This window comes from Enterococcus sp. HMSC078F03, from assembly GCF_001811595.1.
GTDB classification, from domain to species: domain Bacteria; phylum Bacillota; class Bacilli; order Lactobacillales; family Enterococcaceae; genus Enterococcus; species Enterococcus faecalis.
This window is the reverse complement of the sequence record NZ_KV805560.1, coordinates 149363-167749: the sequence shown is the minus strand read 5'-3', so window position 1 is coordinate 167749 and position 18387 is coordinate 149363. Positions and strand designations below refer to the sequence as shown.

Below are 18387 nucleotides of genomic sequence, written 5' to 3'. Positions count from 1 at the left end.
GTTTGAATATGGGAAAAGTATTGAATAGAATCGGTCGACTTATTTTATTAGTTACAATGATCGGCTCGTATACGATGTGGGTCGTAGGAATTGATGCGCCAGTCACAAAATATATGTATGCCAATAGTTCAATTTTATTATTAATAGCAGTAATACTTGTACTGCTATTAAATTGTACGAAATTAAAATTTATTGACTGGCTGACCGTAGCGTTGGCGCTAGCCACCTGGCTCTTGTTTCACTTTACGGAATCAATCCGTCATAGCACGATGCAAACAGATACAATGATTCCTTTAATTATTTTGTTGGTCCTTTGTTTTAAAGTTTGTGTCTTTGATCGTTTGGATCAAACGCTTTTATTAATTGTCTCTTTAGTTGCTTTGAGTGCGACTTTGTATCGGATGTCCGTGGAGTTGCCTCAGTTGATTCCAGCAGACGAAATTTTTAAAGAATCAAATAAACTAGAAAGTATTTGGATTAATACCAATACGATTGGTGCCACGTTGATGTTTTCAACAATGATGGCCAGTAGTTTGATCAAAGCATATAGAAATAAGGTTTTTAACCTGCTGCTTTTACCTGTATACATTGGTGGTGTTTTAGGTACATGGGTCAGTCAATCAAAAACCTCTTTTGCCATTTTAGTTGGTTTTATTCTGGTGGATAATCTTTTACCAAAACGTTTCTTGCAACGTTCGAAAGTTTGGCTGTTTGGTTTTGTCGGAGTAGCTGCATTGGGACCATTGTTATTTTACTTATGTGCGGAATCGGATACTGTTGATTTATTTACAGGAAGAGAACGAATTTGGCATGAGTTTTTTGCTAAATGGTTATCTAATCCTCAACATATTAAAGTCGGTATGGAGCCTTTTGTGGCCTCATGGAAACCGCTGGGGACACATAATGCTTTTCTATTTACATTAAGTAATTTTGGTGTCATTGGCTATCTGATTTTATTTGGTTTTTTAGTCAGTATGATTTTATTGATTGGTTTCCGCAAAAAAACATTGGATCGTTTGCAAGTTAGTTTACTTTTAGGCTTCCTTTTAATCTGGATTCATTCATTTATGGAAGATATTTTATTAGCGCCTCATTGGATGCCGATTGTTTATAGTTTCCTTGGCCTAGCCTTCTACTTCCGGCCAGAGAAAAAACGAGGAAGACATGAAAGACCAACGACGCCTAAAAGAAGAAAACGAATGAAACAAACAAGTCCTGTTAGCAATGAAGAGCGCCCAATAACACCTGTTGACGAAGAGGGCTGGGATCAACCTGAAGAATTAAGTCGTGTCCAAAGACATCGCAGATAATTTTCATCCTATAGAACTTTCTTGTCTGCTGACATTATGGTAATATAGGGATTGCATGTTATTACAAATAATGTAATTACTGGAAGTGAAGAGAGGAAGTTTTTAATGACATCAAAAAGTGAATGGAGTAATGCAAGACGAATTGTAATTATTTTAGCAGACGTTTTGCTCTATAATTTATCAATCATCTTAGGGTTTATGGTGAAATTTGGCCGAGAAATTCCTTCATTTAACTTTGTGGCTTATGAAAAATCTGCAATTTACATTTCAATCTTTTTTATCTTTTTGAATTTGTTGTTAGGTGCGTATATTTTTTATAATCGCAAAATTAGTGACATCATTTTTGTCACGGTGATTGGTCAAATTTTAATGACTTTAACGATTATGATTGTGACATTTGCCGGACGTTGGTTTACGTTCCCGCGTTCTGTTTTAGGATATTCCTTTATAATCGGAATTATTGTTCTAAGTCTTTGGCGAATTCTTGTTTATTATCTTTACTTAAAGGTCAGCAATGAGCGAAAAGTTGTTTTACTAGGTAAAGAAAATCAAGTTATGCGGTCAATTCAAAACTTTATGTCTGATAAAAATAACAAGCATAAAGTAACGAGCGTTGTTGTCAGCAATTACTATGAAAACTTAAAAAAAATTATCGATGAAATCGATATTGTTTATATTTCAAGTAATGTTGATGAGAACGAAAAAGTAAAATTGTATCAATTAATTGTCAAACACAAGAAAAAAATCTTTTTAGATACAAGTTTTGAAAATCTAATTATGCTAAAACCAAACATGATGAACTTTGAAGATGAAAGTATTATCGAAGTCTCAAATTTTGAAATCCAACCAGAAGAGAATTTTATTAAACGTTTATTCGATATTTTAGTCTCTGTTTGCCTATTTGTGATTACCTCCCCCTTAATGCTTATTGCAGCAATTTTAGTCAAAGCAACCTCACCGGGACCAGTGATTTACAAACAAACTCGGATTACATTAGATCAACGTGAGTTCTCGATTTTAAAATTTAGAACGATGTCGGCAACAGCGGAAGCAAAATCAGGTCCAGTCTTATCTACAAGTAACGACAGTCGCGTCACTACAGTTGGTAAATACTTGCGCGCTTTACGTATTGATGAGTTGCCACAACTAATCAACGTTATTCGCGGAGATATGTCTATTGTCGGACCACGTCCTGAACGACCATTCTTTGTTGATCAATTTAATCAGGAAAACCCGAATTACTATTTACGTCACAATGTACGTGCGGGGATTACCGGCTATGCCCAAGTTTATGGGAAGTATGCTTCTGACTACAATAGTAAATTGAACTTTGATTTACTGTACATCAAGAATTATTCATTACTATTGGATATGAAAATTCTGCTTCAAACCATCAAAATTCTCTTTGATAAAGTATCATCAAGAGGATTGGATGAGTCTGAAGAACGTGAAGAATTGACGATGGATTATTGTAAAGAGAATGCTATTAGAATTTACCGTTAAAAGTTTGAGACATAAGTTATTTAAGCTTATGTCTCAAACTTTTTTTGGAAACAAGGAACGTTGAAATAATAAAAGAGCTATGCGATAATATAAACTGTTACATTCTTACATAAAATGCAACGAGGAGTGAACAAATGGAAACAGCACTTGTTTCAATTATTATGCCTATGTACAATGCAGGCAAATTTTTATCAAAATCTATTGAAAGCGTTCTGGAACAAACCTATCAGAATTGGGAATTATTACTCATTGATGATGGAAGTAAAGATGATTCTATTGATATTGCACTTGCCTTTATGGAAAAAGATTCAAGAATCTTTTTACTGAAAAATGAACAGAACATGGGCATTGCAAAGACCAGAAATAAAGGAATTGAAGCTTCAAAGGGACAATATATTGCCTTTTTAGATAGTGATGATCTATGGCTTCCTAATAAATTAGAAGTTCAAATCAAGTGGATGGAAGAAAAAAAACTTTTATTTACATGTAGTTCTTATTTTGTATGTAATGAAGGGGGCAAAATTACTCATGAGCGTAATTTTAGTGAGGGACCACAAAGCTATCAAGATCTTTTAAAAACAAATACTATCGGCTGTTTAACGGTCGTGGTTGAGTCTAAGCTGCTTAAACGCCATTTAATGCCGGATTTAAAACATGAAGACTATGCTACTTGGTTAAACATTTTGAAAGAAATAAATACGGTTTATTTTATTAACGAAAAATTAGCCATTTATCGTAAGCTAACCACCTCTACATCTTCTAACAAATGGAATACAATCAGTTGGGTTTGGAAAATTTTGCGTCAAAATGAACAGTTTTCAGTTATTAAGAGTTCATTCTACTTAATGCGTTTTTTATTCTATACAACATTTAAATATGCAAAGAATGAATAGGGAGGAAAAGGAGAAGTGGAACAAACAACACAGACGCAATTAGTAGAAATTCAACAAGTTGTTTTACGCATGTCAAAATATTTTGTAGCTTTTTGTGAAGAACATAATCTAACCTGTTATTTTTGTGGAGGCGGTTGTATTGGAGCAATCCGCAGTCAAGGCTTTATTCCATGGGATGATGACTTAGATTTCTTTATGCCAAGACCAGATTATGAAAAATTAAAAGTGCTTTGGCCTAAATATGCAGATGCAGAGCGGTATCCATTGTTAGTTGCTTCAAAAACGTATAATGATCATAATTCATTTATGACAATTAGGGATGCACAGACAACGTTTATTAAAACCTATCAAGATGGATTGGCAATTCCTCATGGTATTCCTATCGATATTTTTCCTTTAGATGGTGCGCCAAAAGGAAATTTTCAAAGGAAGAAACAAAAAATTTGGGCATTAATTTATGCTTTATTCTGTTCACAAGTGGTACCAGAAAAACATGGTGGCATTTTAGCAACGGGGAGTCGAGTATTATTGAATATTTTTCCATCGAAAAAGGTTCGCTATCATATTTGGCGCTTTGCTGAAAAAAGAATGACCAAATATTCCTTTGGCTCAACTCCTTATGTCACAGAATTATGTGTCGGACCACGCTACATGGGTAATATTTATCATTTGGAAGATTTTAAATCTGCTATTTTTGTTCCGTTTGAAGATACAAAAATGCCAATACCAGTGGGCTACAAGCGCTACTTAACAGAGGTTTTTGGGGATTATATGCAATTGCCACCAGAGGAAGATCGCCAACCCCATCATGAAGCGCTAATTGTTGATACTAAAAAATCATACACAGAATATCTTAAAAAATAAATAAAAGATGAAAACAATCGATTAAAGATCTGTTTTCATCTTTTTACCATTTAAAAGTAAAAAATTGATATAGGAATGTTAAAAAAGCGTAATTGAATTTGAAATAAAGGTATGAGATAATAATTGGTGTTAGTTTTAAAATGTGAAAACAATTAGTTGAAGGTTATAGGATGCACATTTTTTTAAGGATTAATGGCGAGTATTTAAGAAAGATACATATTATTAAATATATAAGGAGAGTTTCATGAAAAAAATCATTTCAGGTATGTTAATTTGTACCGTATTATTAAATAGTTTTAGTGTGATTGCATCAGGAGAAGAGCTTGTAAAAACAGAAACAACGGGGGAGACTGGCTTGGTCACTCAAGCTACGTCAGAAAAAACGATTAATTCAACGGAGGATACATCTTCTGTTACAGAAGAAAATACCTCTGAAAGCGATAGTTCTGCTTCAAGCACAAAAGAAGAGCCTCTTGATTCTTCAACAAATAGTACAACCGAAGAACATTCTTCTGTTTCAGAAACAAGCACAACAGATGGTAAAACAGAAGCATCACAAAGCTCTGAAGTAGAAAAAAAGAACATTGACCAAGATGAAGCGGATTATCAAGAAGCAGCACGTGAAGGAACGAACCATAAAAAAGGAACATATGCTATGAAAAACGGCATTTCTTCTAGGGTAGCGCGAGCAACAGTTGCGAACGTCTATGCGAATGATCCTAATTTGCCTGGCAAGAATTTTATTGACGTTTCTAGTTGGAATGGCGACATTTCAGTAGCTGAATATCAAAAAATTAAAAGTTATGGTGTAACAGGCGTCTCGGTTAAATTGACAGAAGGAACTTGGTATGTTAACCCATATGCTGCTGGCCAAATTAGAAATGCCAAAGCTGCTGGCTTAAAAGTTTCAGCATATCACTATAGTATGTATGTCTCTGCTGCGACAGCACAAGATGAAGCAAGATATTTTGCTCAGGCGGCGGCTAACTCTGGCTTAGATAAAAATACCATAATGTTTAATGATGCGGAAGATCCAACGCTTACAAACAATGGACGAAACGCCCATGCTAATTCTATTGCATTTAACCAGCAATTAAAGGCACTGGGGTATAAAAATGATGCGTTGTATGTCGGCAAATGGTGGTTAACAGCTGGTTATATCGATACCTCCGCCTTCGGAAGAGACAGAGTATGGGTAGCGCAATATCCATATACTCCTGATAGTTCCATGCAGTGGAATAATGACCATGGTGCTTGGCAATGGTCTTCGCAAATGTATTTCCCTGGCTTAGCTAACTATGAAGGGCGTCCATTTGATATTTCCATGACCTATAGTAATTTTTTAAATATGGGTAATAGTAGTGGCCCTGACTTAAGTAAGTATTACACAACTAATCCAGGTCGAGTAATCATGAAAAATGACGATACTTTTTACCAAGATGTGGCGTTTAGAATTCCTGGTTGGCAAGTTAAAAAAAATACACTAGTTACCATTAAGGGAATTGAATATAGTTCAGCAGGAATTCCTCGATTGGTCACAGACCAAGGTTATTTAACAGCAAATAAAGATTATGTATTGGCAGCACAAAGCAATATTGATTTGTATTTTACGACAAATCCTAAAAAAGTTCGTTTGAAAAGCGATGATTATTTCTATGCTGACCCAGAATTTAAGCAAAGATTGTCTAAGGTTTCGAAGGGAACAATAGTAGAAGTTGAAGATTTAGCTTATACTCAAAGTGGTATATTTCGATTGAAAACAGCGAAAGGATATTTGACTGCAAATAAAAATATAGTTGAACAATATAAAGGATTAGAAGATATTTACTACACATCTAATCCTGGACAAGTAATTACTAGAAATGAAGATACCTATTACAAAGATGTAGAATTTAAGACAAAAGCAAATAAAGTAACTGCAGGCAGTGTTTTAACCGTAACTGCTATTGAGAAAACAAAATCAGGAATTCCTAGATTGAAGACGGCGAATGGGTATTATTTCACGGCTAACAAGAACTATGTAGTAGCTACTGGATCTTGGATTGCCAACTATCATACGGTTAATCCGGGGCAAATTATTATGAAAAATAATGATAATTTTTATGGGGATCCAGACTTCTTATATAAAGGAGCAGCTGTTTCCAAGGGAAGTTTAGTTCCTGTCGTGGGAATCGAGTACCGTGAAAATCAAGTTCCTCGTTTGATTACCCCAAATGGTTATTTAACGGCTAATAAAAGTTATGCCCAAAAAGTTGTGCCAAACATCAAAGATTATCTATATGATTATCCAGAGTATGTAGTTATGAAAACAAATGATTATTATTATCAAGATGTAAATTTCAGTAAAAAAGGTGAGTTTGTTTCCAAAGATACATTAATCAAAGTTTTAAGTGTTGATTATACCGAAAACGGATTGCCTAGATTAAAGACTGCCAAAGGTTATATAACTGCTAACAAATCATATGTTACAAAATTGGTATCAAATTCAGATAATTACTTCACTGAAAATCCGCACCAAATTATTATGCGAGTGTCAGATAAACTATATACTGATGTAGAGTTTCGTAATGCTAGCAGAACCTTATCATCTGGGACTGTCGTTCCAGTTAAGGGCATTGAGTATTCCTCTAAAGGTGTTCCTCGCTTGAAGACAGAAGAAGGATATCTTACTGCAAATAAAAACTATGTGACAGCTGCTGGAAATACCAATAACAATTACTTTGTCACTAATCCAAAAAAAGTTAAGCTCTTAATTGATGATTGCTTCTACAATAATGTTGAATTTACTAAAAAAGGACAGGCCGTTAAGAAGAATACGATTGTTGAAGTTGAAGCAATCGAATATACAAATAATGGCATACCAAGGTTAAAGACGAAACATGGGTATTTAACTGCTAATAAGTGGTATGTAGCAAAAGTTGATTAAGCTATCCGCCAATAAACAGCCTTATTGATTAAAGTAAAGAGAATATTTGAAAGGTTAAATATATATTGACATCTTTGTTGAACTTATTTTTGTACGAGTTCGACAAAGGTGTTTTTTTAAAGAGAAAAAGATTTTATTGGTCAAAAAATTTCGCTATTTATAAAGGGGCTAAAAGTGTTGTTGAAATTGATGAAAAGCATAACAATCATTTTTTATTCAATCAATATCGAAATAAAAAAAGTAATAAGATAAAACCTAAGACTATTAAAATATATAAAATAAAATACCGCCAATATTTACAGTTCGATTAAGGTCTAAGATAAATTATTGAAACTTACTGATAGTTATGAGAAAATGTAAAAGATTGAATGCAGTTTTGGCTGTATTGATGAATATATAAGTTAAACAAAATTGAAATAAAACTAGTTGTTGACTAGTTAGGGAAAGGATTTTGTATCAAATGATTACAGCTTTAATTATTGCCGGTGGAGTCGGTAAACGAATGGGGCAGGATATTCCTAAACAGTTTATTATGATTGAGGAAAAGCCAATCATTATTTACACATTGGAATCTTTTCAAAAGCATCCACTCATTGATCGAATCTTAGTTGTGTGTAAAAAAGGTTGGGAACAAACACTAGATGCCTATGCAAAAGAGTACCATATTGACAAATTACAATGGATTATCCCAGGGGGAAATTCTGGTCAAGAATCAATTAACAATGGGGTTAATTTCTTAAAAGAACATTCAAACCCAGAAGATACTATTGTTATCCATGACGGAATTCGTCCATTAGTTGATGAATTAGTTTTATCTGATGTAATTGTTAAGTGTCAAGAATACGGCAATGCAGTGACTTCGTTGCCATATAATGAACAAATTTTTGTAAAAGAAACTGAGGAAACAACTCGACAATATATTAATCGTGAAACATTACGTCGCGTGTCAACGCCACAAGCCTATAAATTTGAAAAATTAACTTGGGCTTACGAAAAAGCATTCCGTGAGAATATTGGTATTTCTGAATCGTCATATACGAATACTATGATGGTGGATTTAGGCGAAACATTGTATTTTGCTTTAGGCTCAGATAAAAACATTAAGTTAACCACACAAGATGACTTACAGTTATTTAAAGGCTTCTTGAAAATGAAAGAAGAGTAGTGGAGGGGATACCATGTTATTTACAGATGATAATTATTTATCAGACGTTGAACGAGTTTTAGAGAAGACACCAGATTGGACGAAAGTAACAAATAAATCTGTTTTTATAACTGGTGCTTCAGGCATGATTGGGACCTTTTTAATTGATGTACTTATGTACCAAAACAAAACGAGAAATGCGAATATTTCAATCTGGGCGATGGGACGAACATTGTCGCGTTTGGAAGAGCGATTTACTAGTTATTTAGAAGATCCGTTATTCCATATAGTTATTGGAGATGTGACAGAAGAAATTCAGGTAGCAGAAGCTTGTGACTATGTGTTGCATTGTGCTAGTAATACACATCCTAAATCATATGCCAGTGATCCAATTGGAACGATTATGACCAATATTGCTGGTACGCAGCATATTTTAGATTATGCGGTCAAAGCGAATAGTGAAAAAGTGTTATTTTTATCAACTGTTGAAATCTATGGAGAAAATCGTGGAGATGTTGATAAATTTACAGAAGACTATTGCGGTTATATTGACTGTAACACGCTACGGGCTGGTTATCCTGAAGGGAAACGAGCAAGTGAATCATTATGTCAAGCTTATATTCAAAAATATGGTATTGATGTTGTTATTCCAAGAATTAGTCGTACGTTTGGGCCTACGATGTTACTTTCGGATAGTAAAGCTTCTTCTCAATTTATTATGAATGCAGTCCATAAAGAAAACATTGTGTTAAAAAGTGCAGGGACCCAACTATACTCTTATGCATACGTTGCAGATATTGCATCTGCTCTTCTGTTTTTATTAGTTAAAGGGCAAACAGGGGAAGCTTACAATGTTTCAAACGAACATTGCGATATTACGTTACGCACTTTTGCGGAAACATTAGCCAATGTGGCTGGAACAAAAGTGATTCATGGGGAAGCCACCGCCCAAGAAAAACAAGGATTTTCTAAAGCAACAAAAGCACTACTAGACAATCAAAAAATCTACGCATTAGGTTGGCGGCCACTGTTTGACAGTATGGAAGAACCATTAAAACATACAATTAAAATTTTAGAAGGTAGCGGAAATTGATATGCCCAAAATTAGTATTATTGTTCCTGTATACAATGTAGAAAAATATTTAGAAAAATGCGTACGCTCTATTTTAGCTCAAACGTTTACTGACTTTGAATTGATTCTTGTAGACGATGGCTCTCCAGATAGTTCCGGAGCAATGTGTGATCAGTTTGCTGAACAAGATCAACGAGTAAAAGTTATCCATAAAGAAAATGGAGGGCTCAGCGATGCTCGTAATGCTGGAATTGAAATAGCAACAGGTGAGTATTTAGGTTTCGTAGATAGTGATGATTACATTGCAGATGATATGTATGAACTATTATATACAAATATCGTAAAAGAAGATGCCGATTTATCAATCTGTGGTATTTATGATGTCTATGAGGGGAAAGAGCCAATTGTAAAAAGTTTAATACAGGGAACTTTTTCCAGAGAAGAAGCATTATTGTTAATTTTACAAGGAAATATTATCTCCGTACATGCTGTAAATAAGTTATATAAACGAAAACTCTTTGCGGATCTAAGATATCCTAAAGGAAAGTATCATGAAGATTCATTTATTATAGTAGATTTGTTGTCTGAATGTCAGAAAGTTTCTATTGATTCAACACAAAAATATTACTATTATCATCGAATGGGCAGCATTAATACAGAAACATTTTCAGATAAACAATTTGAGTTTATAGAAGCTTGGGAGAAGAATGAACTTAAATTGAAAGGTAAGGGAGCAGTTATAGAAGAAGCTGCCCATCAAAGAGTTTGTTTTGCGAATTTTTTAGTATTAGATAAAATTTTGATTAGTAATGCTTCGAAGGAAAAAGAAACGAAACAAATTGTTCGCTATCTTCGTAAAAACTTTATTTTTATTATGAAAAATAAAGTTTTTACAAAAAGTCGTAAACTATCAATGATTTTACTTATGTTTGGTCTTCCTTTTTATAAAATACCAATTAAATTGAAAAGAAAATATATAGAAAAAACAATAGATTAACAAGTTGTAATCTAAAAGTTGTTTTAAATAATTGGAGGATATGATGATTATTAATTTATCACAGCAGATGCAAAAAATAGAAAAAAGGATAGCTATACCATATATTGTTTTTTTTGAGTTAGTTCTAATTTGTCGAATGGTTAGCATTTATTCGACTTTACCAACAAAAATAGATTCATTATTTACCTTGATAATTATGCTATTGTCAGGTGTTTACTTCATATGTCACTTCTTGCCAATTTTTATAGAAAAAAAACAAAGAAGAATAGAATACTGGTTAATTGCTTTTATAGGAATTTTATTTTTAACAACATTTATTAATCATACGTATGCTTTTTCAGAGAACATTAAGTTGATCATTTGGCAATGTATCTTTTTCTTTTCCGTTTACGAAGTAGGGCGTTCGAATGATAAATCTGTTTTTAAAGCTTTTGAGTATGTACTTTTAATTGTTTGGACTGCATTAGTCATCGTTGGGTTATACTTATTTTTTGCGCGAATCAGCTTTTCAAAACCAGTAGAGTCTTTGTATTACGGAATGAGAATCGGTTTTTTTGAAAATCGATTATATGGTGTTTTTGTGGAGCCTAACTATGCATGTACCATCTCATTAGTTTGTATTTTGGTTGGCGTGCGGAATTTTATTAATACCAATAGCAAATGGTTAAAAGTGGTTTGTGCAATGGTGATTTTTCTACAATTTAGTTATGTAGCATTGTCTGGATCAAGATCAGGAGTTATTCAGTTGATTTCAATGGTAATTTTCGGGATGTTCTTTACAATTTGGTTCTTTCAAAAAAATACATCCAAAGCAGTTATAAAAAAAGTTGTGCAAGCAGTATTAGTTTCTTTTTTCTGTGGTGCTATTGTTTTCGGGGGCTTACAGTTAATAGAAAAAGGGTATATTGCTGCTGCAAATTCAGTGAATATTGAAGTACCAAAAGTTTTAGATAATAAAGAAAATGAAATTCTAGGAAATAAGAAAATTACTACTAAGAGACCAGATGTTGAGGGGAAAGACGATATTTCAAATAGTCGATTTGCTCTTTGGCAAAGTGCGATAGATTTAATGAAATTAAATCCTATATTTGGCACTTCTCCAAAAGGTTTTGCAGATATAGCTAAAGATAAATTGCCTCAATCTCATATTGCTAAGACAGCTCAAACACCGCATAGTTTTTTCTTCTATTTATTAGCAGCTACAGGGATTTCAGGTACAATTGTATTTCTAATTTTCTTGCTATCTAAAATGTTTAACTCTGCTAAATTGCTGTTTAGCGTTCGAATTAAAAATTATATGGATTTTGTGTTAGATAACCAAATTGTGTTAGTCATTTTAATTTCTGGATTACTGATAACTGAAGTCATTTTAACAAGACGTTTTGCAACAGTTATCTTTTGGTTATACTTAGGTAAAATTCAGTATCGTACTGACATGGAAAATGATTTGATTAGAGGAAATGAGCAATGATGCTCATTTTTTCTACTATACAATTGATTATTATATAAGTGGGAGAGTAATATCATGCAAAAACTTACGTTAAACGAAGTTCAGGCGAAGGCTGTTGAAATATTAGTGTATATCGATAATATTTGTCGATCTAACAACTTGCATTATACATTATTTTATGGAACCTTGATTGGTGTAGAACGTCATAAAGGTTTTATTCCTTGGGATGATGATATTGATATAGTTATGCCGAGACCAGATTATGAAGTGTTAATTAAAATCCTTGAAAACGACTCTAACTATCAATTACTTTCTTTTGAAACAAGGAAACATTTTCGTTATCCTTTTGCAAAGTTAGTTGATCCTAATACTGTAGCTCATTCAAAACAATATTTTGGTGGAGAAGATAAGGACTTAGGAGTTTTTGTAGATATTTTTCCAATTGATGGCATCCCTGATAGTCAAAAGGAGAGAAATGAACTGAGAAATAAAACGGAACAGTATCGGTTAAACTTAATGGATACTTTAGGCTTAAGCTATGCGCGAAGTTTTTATCTTAGTAAGGCTTTAATAAAATTAATAACACGTTATCCTCATCATTTTAAAACAAAAAAAACAGGAAACGATCAATATTGGCGTGATTTATATCAAACGGAGGCAAAAAAAATCCCATTTGGAACAACAAATCATTGTGGTTATCTCGAATGGATTCATATAGATTGGGGTGTGTTTCCTAATGAGTGGTTTTTGGAATATGAAGATGTAGAGTTTGAAGGACATCAATTTATGGCCATTAAAAAGCGAAAACAATTTTTGACTTTACGCTATGGAGATTATATGGAAATGCCTCCGGTAGAAGAAAGAATCACTCATCATCCCTATGATTTTTACCAAAAATAAAGATTATTTATAGGCTTTTTAGAAAGAGGGCGTACTTAAATGGACCAACAATATACAGCAACTGTTGTTATGGCTACCTATAATGGAGAAAAAAACATCTTAGAACAGTTGGATTCTTTAAAAAATCAATCGAAAAAAGTTGATGAAGTATTGATTTGGGATGATTGTTCTACAGATTCTACAGTTAAAATAATTGAAAAATTTATCTCTGAAAATAAATTAGGTGAAACGTGGCATTTGAAAATCAATAAGGAAAATTTAGGTTGGCGCAAAAATTTCTTTAATCTATTGAATGCTGCTACAAAAGAAATTGTTTTTACTTGTGATCAAGACGATATTTGGGATGTATCTAAAATTGAAGTGATGTGTAACGCTTTTGTAAACACTGATGTCAAAGTTTTAGTAAGCGATTATACTGAATTAGTAGAACCGGGAGGATTAGCAGAGGAATTAAAAAAAATTGATTCAGTTAAACTGCCTAATCAAAAAGAAGAACAGGTTGTATTTAATGAAAACAATTTATTTTTACGTCGACCAGGTTGTGTATATGCAATTAGAAAGAGTTTTATTGCAAACGTTAATCTATACGCATCTGAAATGGAAAATCCTGTACATGATATGGCGATGTGGGGAAGTTCTTTACTAAGTGATGGGCTCTATATCGTTAGGGAAGAATTAATTAGATGGCGTAAACATGGACAAAGTTCCTTTAAAAAAGAAATTGATTTAGCTAAGAGACAAAACCACTTTGAAGAAAGATTGAATACTTTACGCCGGAGATTACAGCGTACAAAGGCTGCAAAGAATTATTTAAATAATCAACCACATGTTGAAGAATTTGAATATAAAGACAAAGTTCTTTCAAACTTGATTAAAGAGTTGAATATGCGAGTATCTTTATTAGAACGAAAAAAAATTATTCCGATTCTATGTGCCTTTTTTAAGTATCATCATAAGTTTTATTTTAGCACAGATATGTACCATATCATGAAATATAAAATTAGAAAGTGAGCATAATGCTATGAATTCAAAAGCAAAAATGGTGGCTAAAAACCTTTATTATACTGTGGCTGCAAATTTTGCAACGTTGGGTATTTCGGTTCTCTTAAATTTATTTGTTCCTAAGTTGCTAGGCGTTACAGAATACAGTTATTGGCAACTTTATGTTTTTTATTCTTCATATGTTGGATTTCTCCACTTAGGCTGGATTGATGGTATCTATTTAAAAATCGGGGGAGAAGAATACGAAAATTTAGATAAAAGAAATCTCGGTTCTCAATTCTGGTATTTAGCGATTTTTGAATGTTGTATTTCTGCTTTTGTCATTCTTTGGGCTTACTTTTTCATGCCGAAAGAATATCAAGGGATTATTTTGATATTGACGGCCATTGTTTCAGTAATTACAATTGCAAAAACGTTTATTCTGTATGTTTTTCAGTCAACAAATCGTATTAAGGAATATGCTCAATTATCCAGAAATGATCGCTATTTATATGTCCTGTTCATTGCAATTTACTTTGCATTAGGAGGACGAGATTTTTATTGGCTAATCATTATGGATATACTTTCTAAACTGATTATTACGGTTTGGGGAATGTTTAGAGTTAAAGACATGTTGCGTGTGAACATGATGAGTTTGAAGGAAGTTACTCCTGAAATAGTTGATAATATTAACATAGGTAGTAAACTAATGCTCAGTAGTATAGCAAGTATGCTAATAATGGGAACCATTCGCTTTTTTGTTCAACAGCGTTGGACTATCGAAACCTTTGGTAAATTGTCCTTTACTTTAAGTTTATCAAATATGTTTTTAACTTTTATTAATGCTGTTGGAATTGTAATGTTTCCGTTGTTAAGACGGACAAATAAAGAGCGATTGCCGTCTTTATTTGTCACATTAAGAGGTGTTTTTGTTCCGTTGACGTATGCAATTCTGCTGTTATATGTACCCGTCAAATTTGTTTTAGGTATGTGGTTACCCGAATATAGCGAGAGTTTGAAATTTATGGGAATTCTATTTCCTATAGTTATTTATGAAGGTCGGATGTCTTTACTAATTAATACGTATTTAAAAACGTTGAGAAAAGAAAAAACAATTTTATTTGTTAACGTATTGACACTTGCCTTGTCGTTAATCCTGTCGCTGTTTGTGATTTTCGTTGTTGGGAACTTGAATTTAACTGTTGGGTTGATATTAGTAAGTTTAGCATTTCGTTGTAATTTAGCGGAAATTTTTCTATGCAAAGATATGAACGTTAAAATAGGTAATAGTACTGTATTGGAAACGTTGGTTACATTATTGTTTATCTTTAGTAATCTTTGGTTTGGCGGTAGTATTTATAGTTTCATTTCTTATGGAATTGTGTACATTATCTATTTCTTATTCATTCATAAGAGTTTTGTGAATAACGCAAAGAATTTAAAATATTTAGTAAAAGGTTGAGAAAGTTATTTTCTCTCCTTTTTTATTGAAAAAAACAAACTGTAGTCTTTGACACCTAAAAATGGTAAAATTAATGTATTATTTTAATTGGAGTGGGAAACTTGAGGAACTTTTTAATCACAGGCGGCGCCGGCTTTATCGGCTCAACCTTAGCAAATTATTATAGTAAAGACAATCAAGTTGTGGTCGTTGATGATTTATCAATGGGCCAAACTGAAAATTTAAACGCATCTGAAAACATCACGTTCATTGAAGGTAGCGTGACTGATCAACAATTAATGGAAAAAGTACTACAAGAGTATCAGTTCGATTACATTTTTCACTTAGCAGCGATTGCTAGTGTAGCAGACTCAGTAGCACGTCCAGTGGAAACACACCAAGTGAATTTTGAGAGTGTGTTACAATTACTGGAATTAATTCGGAAATACCAGAAAGATTTAAAACGTTTGGTGTTTGCTTCTTCTGCAGCAGTTTACGGCGATGAGCCAACTTTACCAAAACAGGAAGAATCAGTAATTCGTCCATTAACGCCTTATGCGGTGGATAAATTTGCTTCTGAAAAATATGTGTTAAACTATTGTCATTTATATGATGTTCCGACAAGCGCTGTTCGGTTCTTTAACGTTTATGGGCCAAACCAAAATCCTAATTCCCCTTATTCTGGCGTTATTTCGATTGTGATGGACTCTTACAAACGCTTATTAGCCAATCAAGAAGTGACATTCAATATCTTTGGTGATGGAAAACAATCTCGTGATTTTGTCTTTGTTGAGGACGTGGTTCAAGCGTTGAATCTTGTCGCTCATTCTGACCAATCACTTGGGGAAGTATATAATGTCGGAACAGGGAAAGCAACCGATTTAAATGAGTTAATTTCTTCTCTAAATGATATTATGAAAGTCACTTTGCCAGTTGAATACAAAGAAGCGCGAGCTGGGGACATCAAAGATTCTTTAGCGGATATATCTAAATTACGTGCCATTGGATATGAACCAAAATATAGTATCCAATCTGGTTTAGATAAATACGTTAATTATGAATTAAAAGATTAAGAGAATAAAAAGACGGATTTGAGACTAAATTGTTTATAAGACTTAAAGAGTAGGACATCAGTCGCTTTGATTGATGTCCTACTCTTTCTTTTAGTTTTTCCCATATTTGAACCCACCTCACTCCAATGGTACAATAAACAAGATTGGAGTGAGAGCATGACAGATATTATTGCACATCGAGGAAGTAAAGGCACCCATCCTGAAAATACGTGTATTGCTTTCAGAGAGGCTGTTCGTATTGGTGCTGAAGGAATTGAATTAGACGTTCACCTATCTAAAGATGGTTATTTAATCGTTATGCATGATGAAACGGTGGATCGTACGACAGATGGTCATGGTGAAATCCAACAGTTAACATTAAACGAATTAAAACAACTAGACGCTGGAAGCTGGTTTCAGAAAAATCCTTCTGTTCAATGTGTTCCAACATTGGAAGATGTTTTAAATTGTCTTGTAGAAGAACAATTCAATGGTTTTTGAATATTGAACTTAAAACGGATATTATCCATTATGAAGGAATTGAGAAAAAAGTCGTCCAAAAAATGAATCAAAAAAACTGGCCGTTTCGTTATTTATATTCTAGTTTTTATTTTCCAAGTTTAGTTAAATTAAAAAAAGCTGATCCTAAGACAGAAATTGCCTTTATTTATGAATCTGCAGAGGATTTAAGTCAAGCGGGACCGGCATTTGCGCTTGTCGATAGTTTACATCCAAAATTGTCATGGGTGTTGGCTCATAAAAAAGAACTTATCACAATTGGCAAACCGCTGCGGCCATGGACTGTTAATCGGATGGAAGAAATGGAAAATTGTTTTCAGCTAAAATTGGCGGGTGTTCATACGGATTTTCCTGAAGAAGCAAAATTTGCTCGTCAAAATTGGCAAGAAGAAGGAGAAACATAATTGGAGAAAGTATTAGTTATTGTAGGACCCACCGCGGTGGGGAAAACAGCATTAAGTATTGCTTTAGCAAAAAATTTTAATGGTGAAATTATTAGCGGTGACTCCATGCAAGTTTATCGCTCGTTAGACATTGGCACCGCTAAAGTCACAGAAACAGAAAAAGAAGGGATTCCTCACTATTTAATTGATTGCCGTGAAGTCAGCGAGACTTATTCTGCTGCTGATTTTCAGAGAGAGGGTCGTCAAAAAATCAAAGAAATTACTGAAAAAGGGAAACTACCAATTATCGTTGGAGGAACAGGTTTGTATATTCAATCACTTCTTTATGATTTTCAACTAGGAAGTCGTGAGATAGATGACTCGCCTGAAATTAGAGAAACGTACAATTTATTTGCGGAAGAAAAAGGGAATCAAGCCTTATGGCAGTTATTAAAACAAAAGGATCCTCTAGCGGCTAACAGCATCCATTTTAATAATCGCAAAAAAGTGATTCGTGCGTTAGAGGTCTTTGATAAAACCGGTTATAGTATTTTGACCCCGAAGGAAAAACCAGCTCGTCTCTATGATTATTATTTATTAGGTTTGGAAACAGATCGCGCTTTATTGTATGAGCGTATTAATCAGCGGGTGGATCAAATGATGACAAAAGGACTGTTGGAAGAAGCAAAACAGATGTTTCAGCAACCACATGCACAAGCAGCTCAAGGCATTGGCTATAAAGAATTTTTTCCGTATTTTTCCGGTGAACAAACATTAGAGATGGCGGTTGAAACAGTCAAACAGCAATCACGGCGATATGCCAAACGTCAATTGACTTGGTTTAGAAATCGAATGGCTGCGCATTGGTGGGATTTGGTTCAACAGCCAACAGATTTGCCCAAGTTGGAAAAAGAAGTAGCGGAATGGCTACAACAGAAGGAGAGTGAGTAGG

Annotated in this window: 14 protein-coding genes and 1 pseudogene; all 15 read left to right on the top strand. The window is 33.6% G+C overall.

All coding sequences use genetic code 11. From position 1 onward, the window contains the following. Positions 1-8 precede the first annotated feature (8 nt). Entirely contained in the window at positions 9-1310 is a 1302-nt protein-coding gene (locus HMPREF2810_RS08110; RefSeq protein WP_010715339.1) for an EpaQ family protein, read from the top strand. Positions 1311-1415: 105 nt separating this feature from the next. Continuing rightward, positions 1416-2813: a sugar transferase gene (locus tag HMPREF2810_RS08105; protein ID WP_002356909.1), complete on the top strand. Its 1398-nt coding sequence runs from the start codon at positions 1416-1418 to the stop codon at positions 2811-2813. 134 nt (positions 2814-2947) lie between these two features. Next, positions 2948-3706 (top strand): glycosyltransferase family 2 protein, encoded by a 759-nt coding sequence (locus HMPREF2810_RS08100; RefSeq protein ID WP_002419740.1) that lies wholly within the window; start codon positions 2948-2950, stop codon positions 3704-3706. A gap of 15 nt (positions 3707-3721) precedes the next feature. Continuing rightward, positions 3722-4570, top strand: coding sequence for a LicD family protein (locus HMPREF2810_RS08095; protein WP_002425972.1), 849 nt, complete (start codon positions 3722-3724; stop codon positions 4568-4570). Positions 4571-4814: 244 nt separating this feature from the next. Continuing rightward, positions 4815-7496, top strand: a complete 2682-nt coding sequence (locus HMPREF2810_RS08090; protein WP_010715338.1) for a DUF5776 domain-containing protein — start codon at positions 4815-4817, stop codon at positions 7494-7496. Between the two features lie 460 nt (positions 7497-7956). After that, positions 7957-8661 (top strand): IspD/TarI family cytidylyltransferase, encoded by a 705-nt coding sequence (locus HMPREF2810_RS08080; protein ID WP_002419736.1) that lies wholly within the window; start codon positions 7957-7959, stop codon positions 8659-8661. A gap of 13 nt (positions 8662-8674) precedes the next feature. After that, complete coding sequence (locus HMPREF2810_RS08075) at positions 8675-9733, top strand: NAD-dependent epimerase/dehydratase family protein (RefSeq protein WP_002419735.1); 1059 nt, start codon at positions 8675-8677, stop codon at positions 9731-9733. Between the two features lies 1 nt (position 9734). Then, positions 9735-10709: a glycosyltransferase family 2 protein gene (locus HMPREF2810_RS08070; protein WP_002369106.1), complete on the top strand. Its 975-nt coding sequence runs from the start codon at positions 9735-9737 to the stop codon at positions 10707-10709. Positions 10710-10749: 40 nt separating this feature from the next. Continuing rightward, complete coding sequence (locus tag HMPREF2810_RS08065; RefSeq protein ID WP_002369109.1) at positions 10750-12180, top strand: O-antigen ligase family protein; 1431 nt, start codon at positions 10750-10752, stop codon at positions 12178-12180. 54 nt (positions 12181-12234) lie between these two features. After that, the gene (locus HMPREF2810_RS08060) at positions 12235-13059 is read left to right on the top strand and encodes a LicD family protein (protein WP_002419734.1); all 825 of its coding nucleotides are present in this window, start codon (positions 12235-12237) and stop codon (positions 13057-13059) included. Between the two features lie 39 nt (positions 13060-13098). Next, a complete protein-coding gene (locus HMPREF2810_RS08055) occupies positions 13099-14070 on the top strand; it encodes a glycosyltransferase family 2 protein (protein ID WP_002419733.1) in 972 nt (323 codons plus the stop codon). 10 nt (positions 14071-14080) lie between these two features. Then, positions 14081-15502 carry a lipopolysaccharide biosynthesis protein gene (locus HMPREF2810_RS08050; protein WP_002366935.1) on the top strand — a complete coding sequence of 474 codons (1422 nt, stop codon included), beginning with the start codon at positions 14081-14083 and terminating at the stop codon, positions 15500-15502. Positions 15503-15594: 92 nt separating this feature from the next. Then, positions 15595-16554 carry a GDP-mannose 4,6-dehydratase gene (locus tag HMPREF2810_RS08045; RefSeq protein WP_002419732.1) on the top strand — a complete coding sequence of 320 codons (960 nt, stop codon included), beginning with the start codon at positions 15595-15597 and terminating at the stop codon, positions 16552-16554. A gap of 156 nt (positions 16555-16710) precedes the next feature. Next, a pseudogene (locus tag HMPREF2810_RS08040) lies at positions 16711-17456 on the top strand (glycerophosphodiester phosphodiesterase). Beyond that, the gene (gene miaA / locus HMPREF2810_RS08035) at positions 17457-18386 is read left to right on the top strand and encodes a tRNA (adenosine(37)-N6)-dimethylallyltransferase MiaA (RefSeq protein ID WP_002419730.1); all 930 of its coding nucleotides are present in this window, start codon (positions 17457-17459) and stop codon (positions 18384-18386) included. It begins immediately after the preceding pseudogene. Position 18387: the final 1 nt, after the last annotated feature.